The sequence below is a fragment of the Streptomyces luteolus genome (assembly GCF_029968015.1).
GTDB classification, from domain to species: domain Bacteria; phylum Actinomycetota; class Actinomycetes; order Streptomycetales; family Streptomycetaceae; genus Streptomyces; species Streptomyces luteolus.
Genome location: NZ_JASCIS010000005.1, coordinates 218,505 through 232,934 on the forward strand (window position 1 = coordinate 218,505; position 14,430 = coordinate 232,934).

A 14,430-nucleotide genomic window follows, 5' to 3' on the forward strand; every position below is an offset into this window, starting at 1 on the left:
GGCCGGGTGCACGCCTCCCCTGCGAGTGGCGGGCGCCTCCCCCGTGCGGGGGAGCCCGTGCGGGGCGGCCGCTGGCACGATGGCGGCATGTCCCCTCCGTCCCACCTGCTGCGGGCGCCGACCCGTTCCGTCACGTACACGCGCTGGCTGCATCTCTTTGTCGGCTGCGTGGTCTTCGGGATCTGGCAGTTCGTTTCCGAGGACGCGAACTGGGTTCCGTTCCTGTTCGTGGCGCTCGCGGGTCTCGTGCCGTGGGTGCGGGTCGCGGAAGGCATGCAGGCACGGCTGCTCCTCGCCCCGGACGGCTCGGTGCCGATCGCGACGGAGCCGTCGTCGACCTGGGCGGACCGTGGCAGGACCTCGCTGTGGATGGTGCTGCGCCTGACGCTCGGCCTCGGCTCGTCCCTGTTCGCGATGCACTGCCTGGTGCTCTCCTTCGATCTCGTGCGCGTCGCGGCGGGCGGCACGGCGGTCGGATCGCCGGTGCCGCTGCCGGGCCACTCCTGGTGGTACGCGGTGCTCGCACCGCTGCCGCTGCTCGTCCTGCTCGTCGCGGTCGTTCTGGCGGGACGCCTTGTGACGGAGCTGGCCGTGCGGCTGCTCGGTCCGTCGGCCGCGGAGCGGGTCGCCGCCCTGGAGGCGCGTACGGAGCAACTCCTCGAACGCACCCGCATCGCAAGGGAGTTGCACGATTCCATCGGGCACGCCCTGACCGTCGCGGTCGTGCAGGCCGGTGCGGCGCGGGCAGCGGGCAGCCCGGAGTTCACCGACCGCGCCCTGGACGCGATCGAGGAGACGGGCCGCGCGGCACTCGAGGATCTGGACCGGGTCCTGAAGGTGCTGCGCGAGCCGGACCGCCCGCCCGGCAGCAGCCCCGCGCTCACCGCGGCGGACCGCCTCCTGGACTCGGCCCGCGCCTCGGGCGCGAAGGTCGACTCCGCGCTGACCGGCCCCCTGGACAAGCTGCCGGGCCCCGTCTCCCGCGAGGGCTTCCGCATCCTGCAGGAGTCCCTGACCAACGTGCTGCGCCATGCCGGCTCCCCCTCGGACACGACGGTACGGGTACGGATCTCCGCCGCCGACCGCTGCCTCACCCTGGATGTGACCAACCCTCTGGACGCCTCCGCGACCGCCCGCGCGGCGGGCTGCGGCAGCGGGCTGCGCGGCATCCGCGAGCGCGTCGCCCTCCTCGGCGGCACGGCGCACACGGGTCCGGACGGGGGCGAGTGGCGGGTCCGGGTTGAGCTGCCGCTGCGGTGAGCCCTCAACGGGGCTGCCTGCTCTGCGGCTTGGGCGTGGGCTCCTCTAGGCTGACGTGGTGCCGCTGACCGTCCTGCTCGTAGACGACGAACCACTCGTACGCGCGGGCCTGCGCGCCGTCCTGGAGGCGCAGCCGGACATCACGGTCGTGGGCGAGGCCGCCGACGGCGCCGCCGTGATCCCGCTGGTGCGGCAACTGCGCCCGGACGTCGTCGCGATGGACGTGCGGATGCCGCTGCTCGACGGGATCGAGGCGACGCGCGCAGTGCTGCGGACCGTGCAGGACCCGCCGAAGATCGTCGTCATCACGACCTTCGAGAACGACGAGTACGTGTACGACGCGCTGCGCGCGGGCGCCGACGGCTTTCTGCTCAAGCGGTCCCGGCCGGCGGAGATCGTGCACGCCGTCCGGCTGGTCGCCGAGGGCTCATCGCTGCTCTTCCCGGCGGCGGTGCGCTCGTTGGCCGCGCGGTACGGCAACCCGAAGGCCCGCGAGGCGCTCGACCGGGCGGCCCTCACCGAGCGGGAGGCGGCGGTGCTGCGGCTGATGACGCGCGGCCTGTCCAACGCGGAGATCGCCGCCGAGCTGACCGTCGGCACGGAGACGGTGAAGACCCACGTGAGCGCGGTCCTCGCGAAGCTGGGCGCTCGGGACCGGACGCAGGCGGTGATCGCGGCGTACGAGTCGGGGTTCGTGTCGCCCGGGTAAGTCTCCCCTCCCCGCTCCTTCCCAGAAGTCCTCAGCGGACAGCTTCGAGGCCCCCCTGGACCCCGCTTCGGGGGTCGCCGTTCGACTGCCGCGCCGTCGTGGCTGGTCGCGCAGTTCCCCGTACCCCTGTTGGGGCACAGATCCGGCCCATCCGGCGTTTGAGGACGAGCCCGCAGGGCGATCAGACGGCGCCCGAGCCAACGGTGCCGGACCCGATCGGGGGCTCACCCTCGCCGGGGACCGACCTTGCGAGTACGATCCGGCGAACACGCTCGCGACCAGGGAGGACGACGGTGGGGCGGCTGACCGGCGGGGACCCCTCGCTGCTGCGGCGGATCAACTCCGCGGTGGTGCTGCACGCCCTGCGCGGCGTGGAGTTCGCGACGCTCACGGAGATCACCCGCGTCACCGGCCTCTCCCGGCCCACGGTCGAGGGCGTCGTCGAGGGCCTGATGGGCGCGGGCCTCGTCGTCGAGGTCGCCGCCGAGGAGGGCGTCGCGCGGCGGCAGGGGCGGCCCGCACGCCGGTTCCGCTTCCGCGCCGAGGCCGGCCATCTGCTGGGCCTGGAGATCGGCGCTCACCGGGTCGCCGCCGTCCTCTCCGACCTGGACGGGCAGGTACTCGGCACCGCGGAGCGGGAGGTCGGCGAGACGGCCTGCGCCGACGAGCGCCTGGAGCGGCTCCGGCTCACCGTCACGGACCTGCTCGCCAGGGCCGGGATCGCCCGGGAGTCGCTGCGCGCCGTGGGCGCGGCCAGCCCCGGCATCGTGCAGGCCGACGGCGCGGTGCGGCTCTGCACGGCCCTGCCCGGCTGGACCGGTCTCGCGCTCGGCGACCGGCTGCGGCGCTCCTTCAAGTGCCCGGTCCTGGTCGAGAACGACGCCAACACGGCGGCGGTGGGCGAGCATTGGAAGGGCACGGCTACCGACTCGGACGACCTGGTGTTCGTGCTCGCGGGCCTGAGCCCGGGCGCGGGTTCGCTGATCGGCGGGCGGCTGCACCGCGGCTTCGGCGGCGCCGCGGGCGAGATCGGCGCGCTGCATCTGCTCGGCCGCGAGGTCACGCCCGAGTCCCTGCTGTCCACCACGGGCGAGCCGCTGCACCCCCTGGACGAGCAGGCCGTCACCGACGTCTTCGCGCACGCCAAGCGGGGCGACGAACAGGCCGCGGCGGCCGTGGAACGCTTCATCCGGCGCCTGGTGCACGATGTGGCGGCGCTGGTGCTCGCCCTCGACCCGGAGGTCGTGGTGATCGGCGGCTGGGCGGCCGGCCTGGACGGCGTACTGGAGCCGCTGCGCCGCGAGTTGGCCCGCTACTGCCTGCGCCCGCCGCGCGTCACGCTCTCCACGCTCGGCGAGGCCGCGATCGCCACGGGCGCCCTGCGTCTGGCCCTCGACCACGTCGAGGAGGAGCTGTTCGCCGTGGAGGGCACGGTCACGGCCCGCCGCGCGTAGCGACGGGCGGCCGTGAAGGGCGGTTTCACCGCCCACCGCGCGTGCGACCGCTCGCGTCGTACGCACAGGCCGTACGCACAGGCCGTACGCACAGGCCGTACGCACAGGCCGTACGCACAGCTCGTACGCACAGGTCGTACGCGGAAGGATCCTCAGAACGTGAGGCGGCAGGTGTCCGCTCGATACGTGGCCACCGCGACCGCCGCCGTCCGCCCCTGCGCGAAGTAGCGCGTCGTGACGACCAGGACCGGAGCGCCCGGCAGCCGGTCCAGCTGCTTGGCCTCGTCCGCGCGGGCGGAGCCCAGCTCGACCGCCTGGTCCTCGTCGTCGAAGCCGAGGTTCCGCAGCTCGCGCAGGACGGCACGCGCGCCCGCGGGGCCCGCCGGGGCGTCGTCAGCACAGAGCGCGGGCACGGATGCGGCGGGGACGTAGAGCAGCTCGGTGGCGACGGGCTGGCCGCCGGTCACGCGGGAGCGGCGGACGATGTGCACGGCTTCGCCGGCCTCGGTGCCGAGGAGGCGGGCGACGGCGGCGGGCGGAGCGGCCGGGGTGCTGTCGGCCGCCTCCCAGTCGTCCCCGCTCTCGCCGGGCCGGCCCTGCTGCGCGGAGCCGACGGAGACGCCCATACGGGGCGGGGCGACGGTGGTGCCGACGCCGCGGCGGCGCTGGAGCCGGCCTTCGAGTTCGAGCTGCTCAAGGGCCTGACGCAGGGTGGCGCGGGCCACGCCGAAGCGGGCCGCGAGCTCTCGTTCGTTCGGCAGGATCTCGCCGACGGCGAACTCGGAGTCGAGCGCCTCGGCGAGCACGGTCTTGAGGTGCCAGTACTTCGGCTCCGGCACCGTTTCCAGCTGCGTGGTCCCCACCCTGTCCTCCGCAATCGCCGTGGCCCGGCGGCTCATTACGCGCCCTTGTTTATTAAAGGTTCCTGCACTATCTACGCGACGATAGGCGCGCCCCCACCCTTGGTCAAGACCAATCCTCAGGCTGTTACAGAGTGAACTCACCTGATTCCGCTGAGTGTTCATGTGCTGTTCGCAGCGGCACACGCGCCCGCAATCCGGCGAACCGATCGGCCGGGAGACGGCACGGAGCCCTCGCCCGACAGGGGCGAGGGCTCCGAGGTGCGCGAACGCGGCCGCGTCGGGGCTCAGTCCGCGAGCGAGACGAGTTTGTCCGGGTTACGCACGATGTAGACGGACTTGATGCGACCGTCGACGACATCGACCTGGAGGACGCTGTCCGGCCTGTCGTCGGAGAGGATCAACAGGGCCGGGCCGCCGTTGAGTTCGAGGACGCGGATCTCGGGGTTCGGCACGCCCTGCCGGACCACACTCGCCATGAAGCGGCCGACGTGTTCGGCGCTCTCCAGGACCCGCAGCGGCACCTTGGACTTGCCGCCGCTGTCGCCGACGAGCCGGGCGTCGGGCGCGAGCAGCCGCATCAGTCCGTCCAGGTCGCCCTCGGCCGCGGCGCCGAGGAAGCGCTCGGTGAGGTCGCGGCGCTCGACCGGGTCGACGTCGAAGCGCGGCTTGCGCTCCTCGACGTGTTTGCGCGCGCGGCCCGCGAGTTGGCGTACGGCGGCCTCGGAGCGCTCCAGGGCCGTCGCGATCTGCGAGAACGGGAAGCCGAAGGCCTCGCGGAGCACGAACACCGCGCGCTCCAGCGGCGAGAGCGACTCCAGGACCACCAGGACCGCGAGCGAGACTGACTCGGCGAGCACGGCCTGCTCGGCGGTGTCCGGCACGGTCGCGCCGAAGTCCGTGGCGAGCGGCTCGGGCAGCCACGGCCCGACGTACGCCTCGCGCCGGGCCTTGACGTGCCGCAGCCGGTCGATGGCGAGCCGGGTGGTGATCCGTACGAGATAGGCGCGGGGTTCGCGGATCTCGTCGTGCTCGGCCGCGGACCAGCGCAGCCAGGCGTCCTGGACCACGTCCTCGGCGTCGGCGACACGGCCGAGCATGCGGTAGGCGACGCCCGTGAGGACCGGGCGGTGTTCTTCGAAGAGGGCAGTCGCGGTATCGGTGGCCACGCGCCCCATCCAAGGCCGCGCGAGCGCCGCTGTCCAGGCACTTCCGCCCGTCGTGGCGCGGCGCACACAACCGCCGGACGGCGGGCGGCGGGCCTCCGGTTCTTGAACTGGGGGCTACCCAGGGGTAATTGTTGCTGACAAGCTGTCTACGACCCACCGGCGCCCTGACGAGGAGCAGCATGACGGCCCCTGTGTCCTTCACGTCCTTCACCATCGACACCGCGCACGGACCGCGCCCCGTGACCGTGGCGTACCGGCGCGCGGGCGCGGGCGAGCCGCTGCTTCTGCTGCACGGCATCGGGCACCATCTGCAGGCCTGGGACCCGGTGTTCGAGATCCTGGCGGCCGAGCGGGACGTGATCGCCGTGGACCTGCCGGGCTTCGGAGCCTCGCCCGCACTGCCCGAGGGCGCCACGTACGACCTGCCGACCGTCGTCGCCGCGCTGCGCGGGCTCTGCGAGGATCTCGGCGTGGGCACCCCGCATGTCGCGGGCAACTCGCTCGGCGGGCTGCTCGCCCTGGAGTTGGGCCGCGACAAGCTGGCGCGTTCGGTGACGGCGCTCTCGCCGGGCGGGTTCTGGAGCGAGGCGGAGCGGCGGTACGCCTTCGGTGTGCTGCTCGGCTTGCGGCGGGGAGCGCGGCTGCTTCCGCTGCCCGCGATCGAGCGGCTCTCCCGTACGGCGGCGGGGCGTTGGGTGCTGACGAGCACCATCTACGCCCGCCCGTGGCGCCGTCCACCGGAGGCGGTCGTCGCGGAGACGCTGGCGCTGCGGGACGCGTCGGGCTTCGAGCAGACGCTGGCCGCGGGCCGCGACGTGGTCTTCCGGGACGACGTGCGGGGCCTGCCGGTCACGGTGGCGTGGGGCACGAAGGACCGGCTGCTGCTGCGCCGCCAGGGAGTGCGCGCCAAGTACGCGATGCCGGATGCGCGCCTGGTCCGTCTGCCCGGCTGCGGGCACGTGCCGATGAACGACGACCCGGCCGCGGTGGCCCGAGTGATCCTCGACACGAGCCGCTGACCGGCCGGCCGCCCGGACGCGCCCGGCGGCACCCGCCGACAGGCCCGCCGTGACGCGGCGAGCGGTGCGGCGGCGGCGGGCGCCGGGCGGAAGATCACGGGGCGGCGGGAGTTGTGAGTCGGCTCACCCGAAGGCCTTACGGTCACGTCCGCACGGGCCGTCGAGAGCATCAACTCACCATGAGTGTGCCCGAGTTGAGGCCTTCACCCCGGCGGTTCCCACTTACGCCGGGCTGACACGGGTGTTCCGTACTCTGGCGGACATGGCCAGTTTCTCCTCGTACCGTCGAGCGCCGCGCTCCGCCGCGTCGGTGAACGCGGACATCCGTGCGCTCTGGGCGCGCGCCCGCGGACGGCTGTCCGCCGATGAGCGGGTGGCTTATGACCGGCTCGTCGTCGAGTGGGCCGCCGCCGTGCGCGGCGAGCAGCACCGCGCCGCCTGAGCCGGGCGCAGGCACGTCATGCGCCGCATCGATATCCGTACCCTTGTCCGTTCCATCCGTAAATCGCCAACCCCTTCGCCGCGCACACCGGCACCCCCGTCGCCCCGCCGTGTCCGGTCCCGGCTCGCGCAGGCGCCCGTGCTCGGGCTGCTGGGCGCGCTGGGTCTGGTCGTGGTGATCCGGCTCGACAGCGCGGCCGGGCCCACGACGGCCCGGCTCGCGCTCGTCGCCTGGGCCTCCGCGGGCACGGGCGTCCTGGTCGCGGCGATCCTCACGCACTGCCTGGCGCGCCGGAACGGGCGCGTCCGCGGCGACCGCCCACCGGGCGCGCCCGACCGTGCGCGGACACCGCGCGGCACGGTCACGTGACCCTCGGTTCAGCCTCCCTTCACCCATGACCGCAGCCTTGTGGCGCCCGACCTAGTAGCGTGCGGGCACCCGGGGCGGGCGTCGGCCGTCCCGTACGTGGATCGTCGTAGCCGTCACAGGAGGCGCATCGATGTCGCAAGGTCTGCCGAGCAACTCCCCCGGCCGTCGTGCCGTGCTCCGTGGTTCGGTCGCCGCTTCGGCCGCGCTGGCGCTTCCCGCGCTCGGCGGGGCCGCGCCCGCGCTCTCGCTGTCCGGGCGGCCGCGCGCGGCGTGGGGCGTGCAGGCCGGTGACGTCGGCGCGCACTCCGGGCTCGTCTGGGTGCGCTCGGACCGGCCCGCCCGGATGATCGTGGAGACCTCCGCCACCGAGTCCTTCCGCAACCCGAAGCGGTGGCACGGCCCGCTCCTCGGCCCCGGCACCGACTTCACCGGTACGACGCGGCTGCGCGGACTGCCGCCCGGCGAGCAGGTGCACTACCGGGTGTGCCTGGCCGACCCGGACGACCCGCGCCGCACGGGCGAGGCCGTCACCGGCACGTTCCGTACCGCGCCGGTGCGGCGGTCCGACGGGGTCCGGTTCCTGTGGTCCGGCGACATCGCGGGGCAGGGCTGGGGCATCAATCCGGAGCGCGGCGGCTACCGCGTGTTCGAGGAGATGCGCCGCCTGGACCCGGACTTCTTCCTGTGCAGCGGCGACACCGTCTACGCCGACGGCCCGATCCAGTCGAGCGTCACGCTCCCGGACGGCCGGGTGTGGCGGAACGTCACGACGGAGGAGAAGTCCAAGGTCGCCGAGACCCTCGCGGAGTTCCGCGGCAACTTCCGCTACAACCTGCTCGACACGAACCTGCGCCGCTTCAACGCGCAGGTGCCGTCGATCGTGCAGTGGGACGACCACGAGGTGCGCAACAACTGGTACCCGGGCCAGATCCTGGACGACGAGCGGTACACGGAGAAGGACGTCGACGTACTCGCGGCGCGTTCGCTGCGGGCCTTCGGCGAGTACTTCCCGGTGTCGTCACTCGCGTCCGGCGACCGGGAGGGCCGGATGTACCGGGTCGTACGGCAGGGCCCGCTGCTCGACGTGTTCGTGCTCGACATGCGGACGTACCGCAACGCCAACTCGCCCGGCCGACAGGTCGAGGACCCGGTCGGGATTCTCGGGGCCGAGCAACTCGACTGGCTGAAGCGGGAGTTGTCGCGGTCGCGGGCCGTGTGGAAGGTGATCGCCTCCGACATGCCGCTGGGGCTCGTCGTACCCGACGGCAAGGAGAACTTCGAGGCCGTCGCGCAGGGCGACCCGGATGCGCCGCTCGGCCGTGAACTGCAGATCGCGGAGCTGCTCCGGCACATCAAGCGCCGCCGGATCACCGGCACCGTGTGGCTGACGGCCGACGTCCACTACACCTCGGCGCAGCACTACGCCCCGGAGCGGGCGGCGTTCAAGGACTTCGCGCCGTTCTGGGAGTTCGTCTCGGGACCGCTGGCGGCGGGCGGGTTCCCGGCGCTGAAGCTGGACGGCACGTTCGGCCCGGAGCAGTCCTTCGTCAAGGCGCCGACGCGCGCGAACGTCTCGCCTGCCGAGGTGCCGCCGTACTTCGGTGAGGTCGAGATCGACGGCGGCAGCGGGGAGTTGACGGTACGGCTCCGGCAGGAGGGCGGCGGCGTGCTGTTCACCAAGGTGCTGCAGCCGGGACGGGTCGGGCAGTAGCGGCTCGGCCCGGACGGCGGCCGCGCGGTAAACACCAGCAATTCGGACAGAAGCCCTCTTAACCGATCAGTCACAAAGCGTTCGTGATCACGCAACACCGGTGGTCCAGAGTGCAGACATGACTGATCCGACCTCCGCGAAGCGCGCCCGCCGCACCCAGCACCACTGGCGGCGGGACGTCGTCGAACTCGCCGCCCTGTTCACGGCCGTGACCGTGGCCGACACCGTCGCCAAGACCGTGGTGCACGGCCCCGAGGGGCCCACCGCCCTGATCTTCTCGGCGGTGGCCCTGCTCGTCACGGCCGGCCTGCACACCTGGTGGGCGCGGCGCCAGGGCCACGCTCCCCCGAAGCCCGATACGAGCAGCGATACGGGCGGCGATACCGGCACCCCGCCCGCCGCGGGGACCACCGGGCAGACCGAGGCCGCGGGGACCACCGGGCAGACCCAGGCCGCGGGGACCACCGGGCAGACCCAGGCCGCGGGGACCACCGGGCAGACCCAGGCCGCGGGGACCACCGGGCAGACCCAGGCCGCGGGGACCGAAGAGCAGACCGAGGCCGCCCCGACCAGCCTGTGGCGGATGCGTACCACCGTGCGGGACGAGCCGGGCTCGCTCGCCGCGCTGTGCACGGCGCTCGCCGAGCGGCACGTCGACATCCTCAGCCTGCAGACGCACCCGCTCGCCACCGGCACCGTCGACGAGTTCCTGCTGCGCGCCCCCGGCGAGCGCACCGTCGCCGAGCTGACGCGTGCCGTCTCCGCGGCCGGCGGCTCCGGCACCTGGATCGAGCGCGCCGACGCCCACGACCTGGTCGACGCGCCGACCCGGATGCTGAACCTCGCCACCCGCACCGCCCTCGACGCGGCCGAACTCCCGCTCGCCCTGCGGCAGTTGCTGGGCCGCTGCACCATCCGCTCGACCCCCGCAGAGGCGCCGTCGAGGTCTCGGACGACGAACACGGCGGACGTCCCCGTGGAGGGCGTGCTCGACGGCACCCTGATGCGGCTGCGCGACCAGTCCGGCGGGCTGATCACCGTGGAGCGGGCGTATCTGCCGTTCACGCCCACCGAGTTCGCCCGGGCCCGCGCCCTCGTCGAGCTCGACTCCCGGCTCGGTCCGCGGATGCCGCGCAGCCAGGACGTCCTCACGCTGCCCGAAGGCCCGGACATCACGGTGCGCCGCGCCGACCTCGACGACCTGGAGGGCGCCAAGGCGATGCACGAGCGCTGCTCGAAGCGGACCCTGAGCATGCGGTACCACGGCCCCGTCGGCGACGCGGACCGCTACCTCAACCACCTGCTCAGCCCCCGCTTCGGCCGCACGCTGACCGTGCAGGCGCCCTCCGGCCGGCTCGTCGCACTCGGCCACCTGCTGTGGGACGGCGACGAGACCGAGGTGGCGCTGCTCGTCGAGGACGACTGGCAGCGCCGCGGCATCGGCTCCGAACTCCTCGGCCGACTGGTCGGGTTGGCGTTCGAGGCGGGCTGCGAGAGCGTCTACGCGGTCACGCAGTCGTCCAACACCGCGATGGTCGCCGCGATGCGCGGGCTCGGGCTTCCGCTGGACTACCAGATCGAGGAGGGGACGCTGGTGGTGACGGCGCGTCTGCAGGCGGCTCCGGTTGGTGCGGAGAAGGGTGCGGCTCCGTTGTAGGCACCCCCAGGGGGCTCCGCCCCCGGCCCCTGCTCCTCAAACGCCGGAGGGGCTGATTTTCAGCCCGCCGCCATCCCCCGAGCCACACCGACCCGCCCCGCTCCCTCTCCCGCCCCGCCCAGCGCCCTGTCAAGGTCCGCCCAAAGGTCCTCGACATCCTCAAGCCCCACCGACATCCGCAGCAGCTTCTCCCCGACCCCCGCCGCCCGGCGATCCCCCTCGGCCACGACCCGATGGCTGATGGACGCCGGGTGCTGGATCAGCGTGTCGACACTGCCGAGGCTGACCGCCGGGGTGATCAGCCGCACCCCGGCGATCACCTCGTGCGCCTCGCCGGTGACCTCGAAGGACACCATCGCGCCGCCGATCCGCGGGTAGTGCACCCGGCTCACCCGCGGGTCGGCGGCGAGGCGCCGCGCCAGCTCGGCGGCGGTCGCGGAGGCGGCCCGCATGCGTACGGGCAGGGTGGCGAGGCCGCGGTGCAGGAGGTACCCGGCGAGCGGGTGCAGCACCCCGCCGGTGGCGAAGCGCACCTGGCGCAGCGAGCGCGCGAACTCCTCGTCGCAGGCCACGACCCCGCCGAGCACATCGCCGTGGCCGCCGAGGTACTTGGTCGCGCTGTGCAGTACGAGCCGGGCACCGCTCTCCACGGGCCGCTGCAGGACGGGCGTGGCGAAGGTGTTGTCGACGAGCAGCGGCACCGTCCCGCACGCGTGCGCCACGGCCCGCAGGTCCAGCTCGGCCAGCGTCGGGTTGGCGGGCGACTCGACCAGGACAAGGCCGGTGTCTGGACGGATGGCCTCGGCTATCCCGGCCGGGTCGACCCAGGTCACCTCGGAGCCGAGCAGTCCGGCCGTCAGCAGGTGGTCGCTGCAGCCGTAGAGCGGCCGTACGGCCACCACGTGCCGCAGCCCGGCCGCGATGCGGACCATCAGCACCGCCGTCAGGGCGGCCATGCCGCTGGCGAACGCGACGGCGCTCTCGGCGCCCTCCAGGCGCGCGAGCCCGGTCTCGAACCGCCCGACGGTGGGGTTGCCGAGCCGCCCGTACACGGGCGGGCCCTCGTCCAGCACCCCGGTCGCGGCGAACGTGTCGATGCGCTCGGCCTCCGCACGGCTGTCGTACGAAGGGTACGTGGTGGACAGGTCGAGGGGTGGGGCGTGCAGGCCCAGTCCGGCGAGGTCCTCGCGGCCGGCGTGCACGGCTTCGGTGGTCAGGGCCCGCCGCGCGAAGGCGGGGTGTGCGGCGTGCGAGTCCCCGGCGTCTGTGTCCCTTGTGGAGTCCATGCCCAGAGCCTGAACACTGGCCGGGGCTATGGGGCAGAATCCCGTGCTACGTTCGACCGATGGCCGATTCCGTCGTACTGGACCCGGTGGACCTGCACATTCTGCGACTGCTGCAGAACGACGCACGGACCACTTACCGCGACCTCGCCACCCAGGTCGGAGTGGCCGCCTCCACGTGCCTGGACCGGGTGGCCCGGCTGCGGCGCGCGGGCGTGATCCTCGGACACCAGCTGCGGCTCGACCCGGCGCGCCTCGGGCGAGGCCTGCAGGCGCTGCTCTCCGTACAGCTGCGGCCGCACCGCAGGGAGATCGTCGGGCCGTTCGTGGAGCGGATCCGGGGTCTGCCCGAGGCCCTCGCGCTGTTCCATCTGGCGGGTCCCGACGACTACTTGGTGCATGTCGCCGTCGCCGACACCGCCGACCTGCAGCGGCTCGTCCTCGACGAGTTCACGTCCCGGCGCGAGGTGGCCCGCGTCGAGACCCGGCTGATCTTCCAGCGCTGGGACTGCGGGCCCCTTCTGCCGCCCGCGGCGCCTGGCACGCCCGGAGCGCACGGCCCGGCCGGAACGCCCGGAACCGTCGGAACCGCCGGAACCCCCGGCACCCCCGTAACGAAAACCGGCTCCCTACCCGACGAGCCCGGCGGCGTCACGGAAAAGTAGCCGAGAGCAGACCGGGCACGCCCAGAGCAGAATCGACTGACGCGAACCGGCCCGTCGTACGAGGATGTCCGCATGCCAGACACGACGCGCACCCCACTGCCCCGCCAGGTCGCCGACGCGTATGTCGACGCCCTCATCGCTCTCGACCCCATCACCGGCACCTTCCTCGGGGTGCGGGAGTGCTCGAACGCGCTGCCCGACCTCTCCCCCGCGGGCGCGCAGGCGCTCGCGGACCTCGCCCGCACCACCCTCGACCGGCTCGCGGAGGCCGAACGCGCCCCGGGCGGCGACAGCGACGCGGAGCGGCGCTGCGCCCGGCTCCTGAGGGAGCGCCTCACGGCGGAGCTGGCCGTGCACGACACCGACGAACATCTGCGCGCGGTCAGCAATCTCAGCTCGCCCGTGCACGCGGTGCGGCAGGTCTTCACGGTCACCCCGGTCGACTCCGAGGAGGACTGGGCGGCGGTCGCGGAGCGCCTCGCCGCGGTGCCCGCCGCCCTCGACGGCTACCGCGAGAGCCTCGCCCTCGGCCTGGACCGCAAGCTGCACGGCGGTCCGCGCGCCACCGAGACGTTCATCGACCAGCTCGCCGAGTGGTCCGGGGCGGACGGCGGCAAGGGCTGGTTCGAGCAGTTCGCCGCCTCCGGCCCCGAGTCCCTGCGCGAGCGGCTCGACACGGCGGCCGGGGCCGCGACCCGCGCGGTGGCGGAGCTGCGGGACTGGATGCGTGAGGTGTACGCGCCCGCGGTCACCGGCAGCGCGGACACGGTGGGCCGCGAGCGGTACGCCCGGTGGTCCCGCTACTTCAACGGCACGGACCTGGACCTGGACGAGGCGTACGCGTACGGCTGGTCCGAGTATCACCGCATCCTCGGCGAGATGCGCGTCGAGGCCGAGAAGGTGCTGCCCGGCGCGGACACGCCGTGGGCGGCCCTGAAGCACCTGGACGAGCACGGCGCGCACATCGAGGGCGTGGACGAGGTGCAGCGCTGGCTGCAGGGCCTGATGGACGAGGCCATGGACGCCCTGGACGGCACCCACTTCGAACTGGCCACGCCGGTACGGAAGGTGGAGTCCCGGATCGCCCCGCCCGGCAGCGCCGCCGCGCCGTACTACACGCCGCCGTCGGAGGACTTCTCCCGCCCTGGCTGCACATGGCTGCCGACGATGGGCCAGACCCGCTTCCCCGTGTACGACCTGGTGTCGACCTGGTACCACGAGGGCGTGCCCGGCCACCACCTGCAGCTCGCGCAGTGGGTGTACGTCCGGGAGAACCTCTCCCGCTACCAGGCCTCGGTGGGCATGGTCAGCGCCAACGCCGAGGGCTGGGCGCTGTACGCGGAGCGGCTGATGGACGAGTTGGGCTTCCTCACCGACCCGGAGCGGCGGCTCGGCTACCTGGACGCGCAGATGATGCGGGCGGCCCGGGTGATCGTGGACATCGGCATGCATCTGGAGCTGGAGATCCCGGAGCACTCGCCGTTCCACCCGGGCGAGCGCTGGACGCCGGAGCTCGCGCAGGAGTTCTTCGGCCTGCACAGCGGCAGGCCCGCGGACTTCGTGGAGAGCGAGCTGATCCGCTACCTCTCGATGCCGGGCCAGGCCATCGGCTACAAGCTGGGTGAACGCGCCTGGCTCCTCGGCCGCGAGAACGCCCGCAAGGCCCACGGCGACGCCTTCGACGCCAAGGCCTGGCACATGGCGGCACTGTCGCAGGGCTCGCTCGGTCTGGATGATCTGGTGGATGAACTGTCCAAGCTGTGACGGGCGTTGAGGATCGGGGCACGCCGACCGTGCCCCGATCCGGGCGCCCGTTCCTCGGTCCGGGCGAC

The 14,430-nt window shown here is 73.4% G+C and carries 13 protein-coding genes; 10 read left to right on the forward strand and 3 right to left on the reverse strand.

What is annotated here, in order from left to right; all coding sequences use genetic code 11:
* Window positions 1–87 precede the first annotated feature (87 nt).
* The 3 genes from QIT00_RS07040 (at window position 88) to QIT00_RS07050 (ending at window position 3,423) form a co-directional block, all read left to right on the forward strand.
* Window positions 88–1,260 (forward strand): sensor histidine kinase, encoded by a 1,173-nt coding sequence (locus tag QIT00_RS07040; RefSeq protein ID WP_282534229.1) that lies wholly within the window; start codon window positions 88–90, stop codon window positions 1,258–1,260.
* Window positions 1,261–1,318: 58 nt separating this feature from the next.
* Complete coding sequence (locus QIT00_RS07045) at window positions 1,319–1,969, forward strand: response regulator (RefSeq protein ID WP_282534230.1); 651 nt, start codon at window positions 1,319–1,321, stop codon at window positions 1,967–1,969.
* A 293-nt stretch (window positions 1,970–2,262) separates the two neighbouring features.
* A complete protein-coding gene (locus QIT00_RS07050) occupies window positions 2,263–3,423 on the forward strand; it encodes an ROK family transcriptional regulator (RefSeq protein ID WP_282534231.1) in 1,161 nt (386 codons plus the stop codon).
* Window positions 3,424–3,575: 152 nt separating this feature from the next.
* On the opposite strand, the gene QIT00_RS07055 is transcribed toward QIT00_RS07050, so the two are convergent.
* Window positions 3,576–4,286: a GntR family transcriptional regulator gene (locus tag QIT00_RS07055; protein WP_282534232.1), complete on the reverse strand. Its 711-nt coding sequence runs from the start codon at window positions 4,284–4,286 to the stop codon at window positions 3,576–3,578.
* Between the two features lie 284 nt (window positions 4,287–4,570).
* Window positions 4,571–5,452: an RNA polymerase sigma-70 factor gene (locus QIT00_RS07060; protein ID WP_282534233.1), complete on the reverse strand. Its 882-nt coding sequence runs from the start codon at window positions 5,450–5,452 to the stop codon at window positions 4,571–4,573.
* Between the two features lie 179 nt (window positions 5,453–5,631).
* Between QIT00_RS07060 and QIT00_RS07065 the strand changes: the two genes are divergently transcribed.
* The 5 genes from QIT00_RS07065 (at window position 5,632) to QIT00_RS07085 (ending at window position 10,650) form a co-directional block, all read left to right on the forward strand.
* Complete coding sequence (locus tag QIT00_RS07065; protein ID WP_282534234.1) at window positions 5,632–6,471, forward strand: alpha/beta fold hydrolase; 840 nt, start codon at window positions 5,632–5,634, stop codon at window positions 6,469–6,471.
* Window positions 6,472–6,733: 262 nt separating this feature from the next.
* A complete protein-coding gene (locus tag QIT00_RS07070; protein WP_282534235.1) occupies window positions 6,734–6,913 on the forward strand; it encodes a hypothetical protein in 180 nt (59 codons plus the stop codon).
* Between the two features lie 138 nt (window positions 6,914–7,051).
* Complete coding sequence (locus QIT00_RS07075) at window positions 7,052–7,282, forward strand: hypothetical protein (RefSeq protein WP_282534236.1); 231 nt, start codon at window positions 7,052–7,054, stop codon at window positions 7,280–7,282.
* Between the two features lie 130 nt (window positions 7,283–7,412).
* Window positions 7,413–8,993, forward strand: coding sequence for an alkaline phosphatase D family protein (locus tag QIT00_RS07080; RefSeq protein WP_282534237.1), 1,581 nt, complete (start codon window positions 7,413–7,415; stop codon window positions 8,991–8,993).
* Window positions 8,994–9,111: 118 nt separating this feature from the next.
* Window positions 9,112–10,650: a GNAT family N-acetyltransferase gene (locus QIT00_RS07085; protein WP_282534238.1), complete on the forward strand. Its 1,539-nt coding sequence runs from the start codon at window positions 9,112–9,114 to the stop codon at window positions 10,648–10,650.
* Window positions 10,651–10,709: 59 nt separating this feature from the next.
* Here QIT00_RS07085 and QIT00_RS07090 read toward each other — a convergent pair whose 3' ends face one another.
* Window positions 10,710–11,936: a trans-sulfuration enzyme family protein gene (locus QIT00_RS07090; RefSeq protein ID WP_282534239.1), complete on the reverse strand. Its 1,227-nt coding sequence runs from the start codon at window positions 11,934–11,936 to the stop codon at window positions 10,710–10,712.
* Between the two features lie 59 nt (window positions 11,937–11,995).
* On the opposite strand from QIT00_RS07090, the gene QIT00_RS07095 reads away from it, so the two are divergent.
* Together QIT00_RS07095 and QIT00_RS07100 are read left to right on the forward strand one after the other, a co-directional pair.
* Window positions 11,996–12,598, forward strand: coding sequence for an AsnC family transcriptional regulator (locus tag QIT00_RS07095; protein WP_282534240.1), 603 nt, complete (start codon window positions 11,996–11,998; stop codon window positions 12,596–12,598).
* Between the two features lie 72 nt (window positions 12,599–12,670).
* A complete protein-coding gene (locus QIT00_RS07100) occupies window positions 12,671–14,362 on the forward strand; it encodes a DUF885 domain-containing protein (protein WP_282534241.1) in 1,692 nt (563 codons plus the stop codon).
* Window positions 14,363–14,430: the final 68 nt, after the last annotated feature.

What these genes read in the sequence shown, in the direction of transcription:
- QIT00_RS07040 (WP_282534229.1), top strand. Translation starts at nt 88, where the DNA reads ATGTCCCCTCCGTCCCACCTGCTGCGGGCGCCGACCCGTTCCGTCACG.
- QIT00_RS07065 (WP_282534234.1), top strand. Translation starts at nt 5,632, where the DNA reads ATGACGGCCCCTGTGTCCTTCACGTCCTTCACCATCGACACCGCGCAC.
- QIT00_RS07070 (WP_282534235.1), top strand. Translation starts at nt 6,734, where the DNA reads ATGGCCAGTTTCTCCTCGTACCGTCGAGCGCCGCGCTCCGCCGCGTCG.
- QIT00_RS07080 (WP_282534237.1), top strand. Translation starts at nt 7,413, where the DNA reads ATGTCGCAAGGTCTGCCGAGCAACTCCCCCGGCCGTCGTGCCGTGCTC.
- QIT00_RS07085 (WP_282534238.1), top strand. Translation starts at nt 9,112, where the DNA reads ATGACTGATCCGACCTCCGCGAAGCGCGCCCGCCGCACCCAGCACCAC.
- QIT00_RS07090 (WP_282534239.1), bottom strand. Translation starts at nt 11,936, where the DNA reads ATGGACTCCACAAGGGACACAGACGCCGGGGACTCGCACGCCGCACAC.
- QIT00_RS07095 (WP_282534240.1), top strand. Translation starts at nt 11,996, where the DNA reads ATGGCCGATTCCGTCGTACTGGACCCGGTGGACCTGCACATTCTGCGA.
- QIT00_RS07100 (WP_282534241.1), top strand. Translation starts at nt 12,671, where the DNA reads ATGCCAGACACGACGCGCACCCCACTGCCCCGCCAGGTCGCCGACGCG.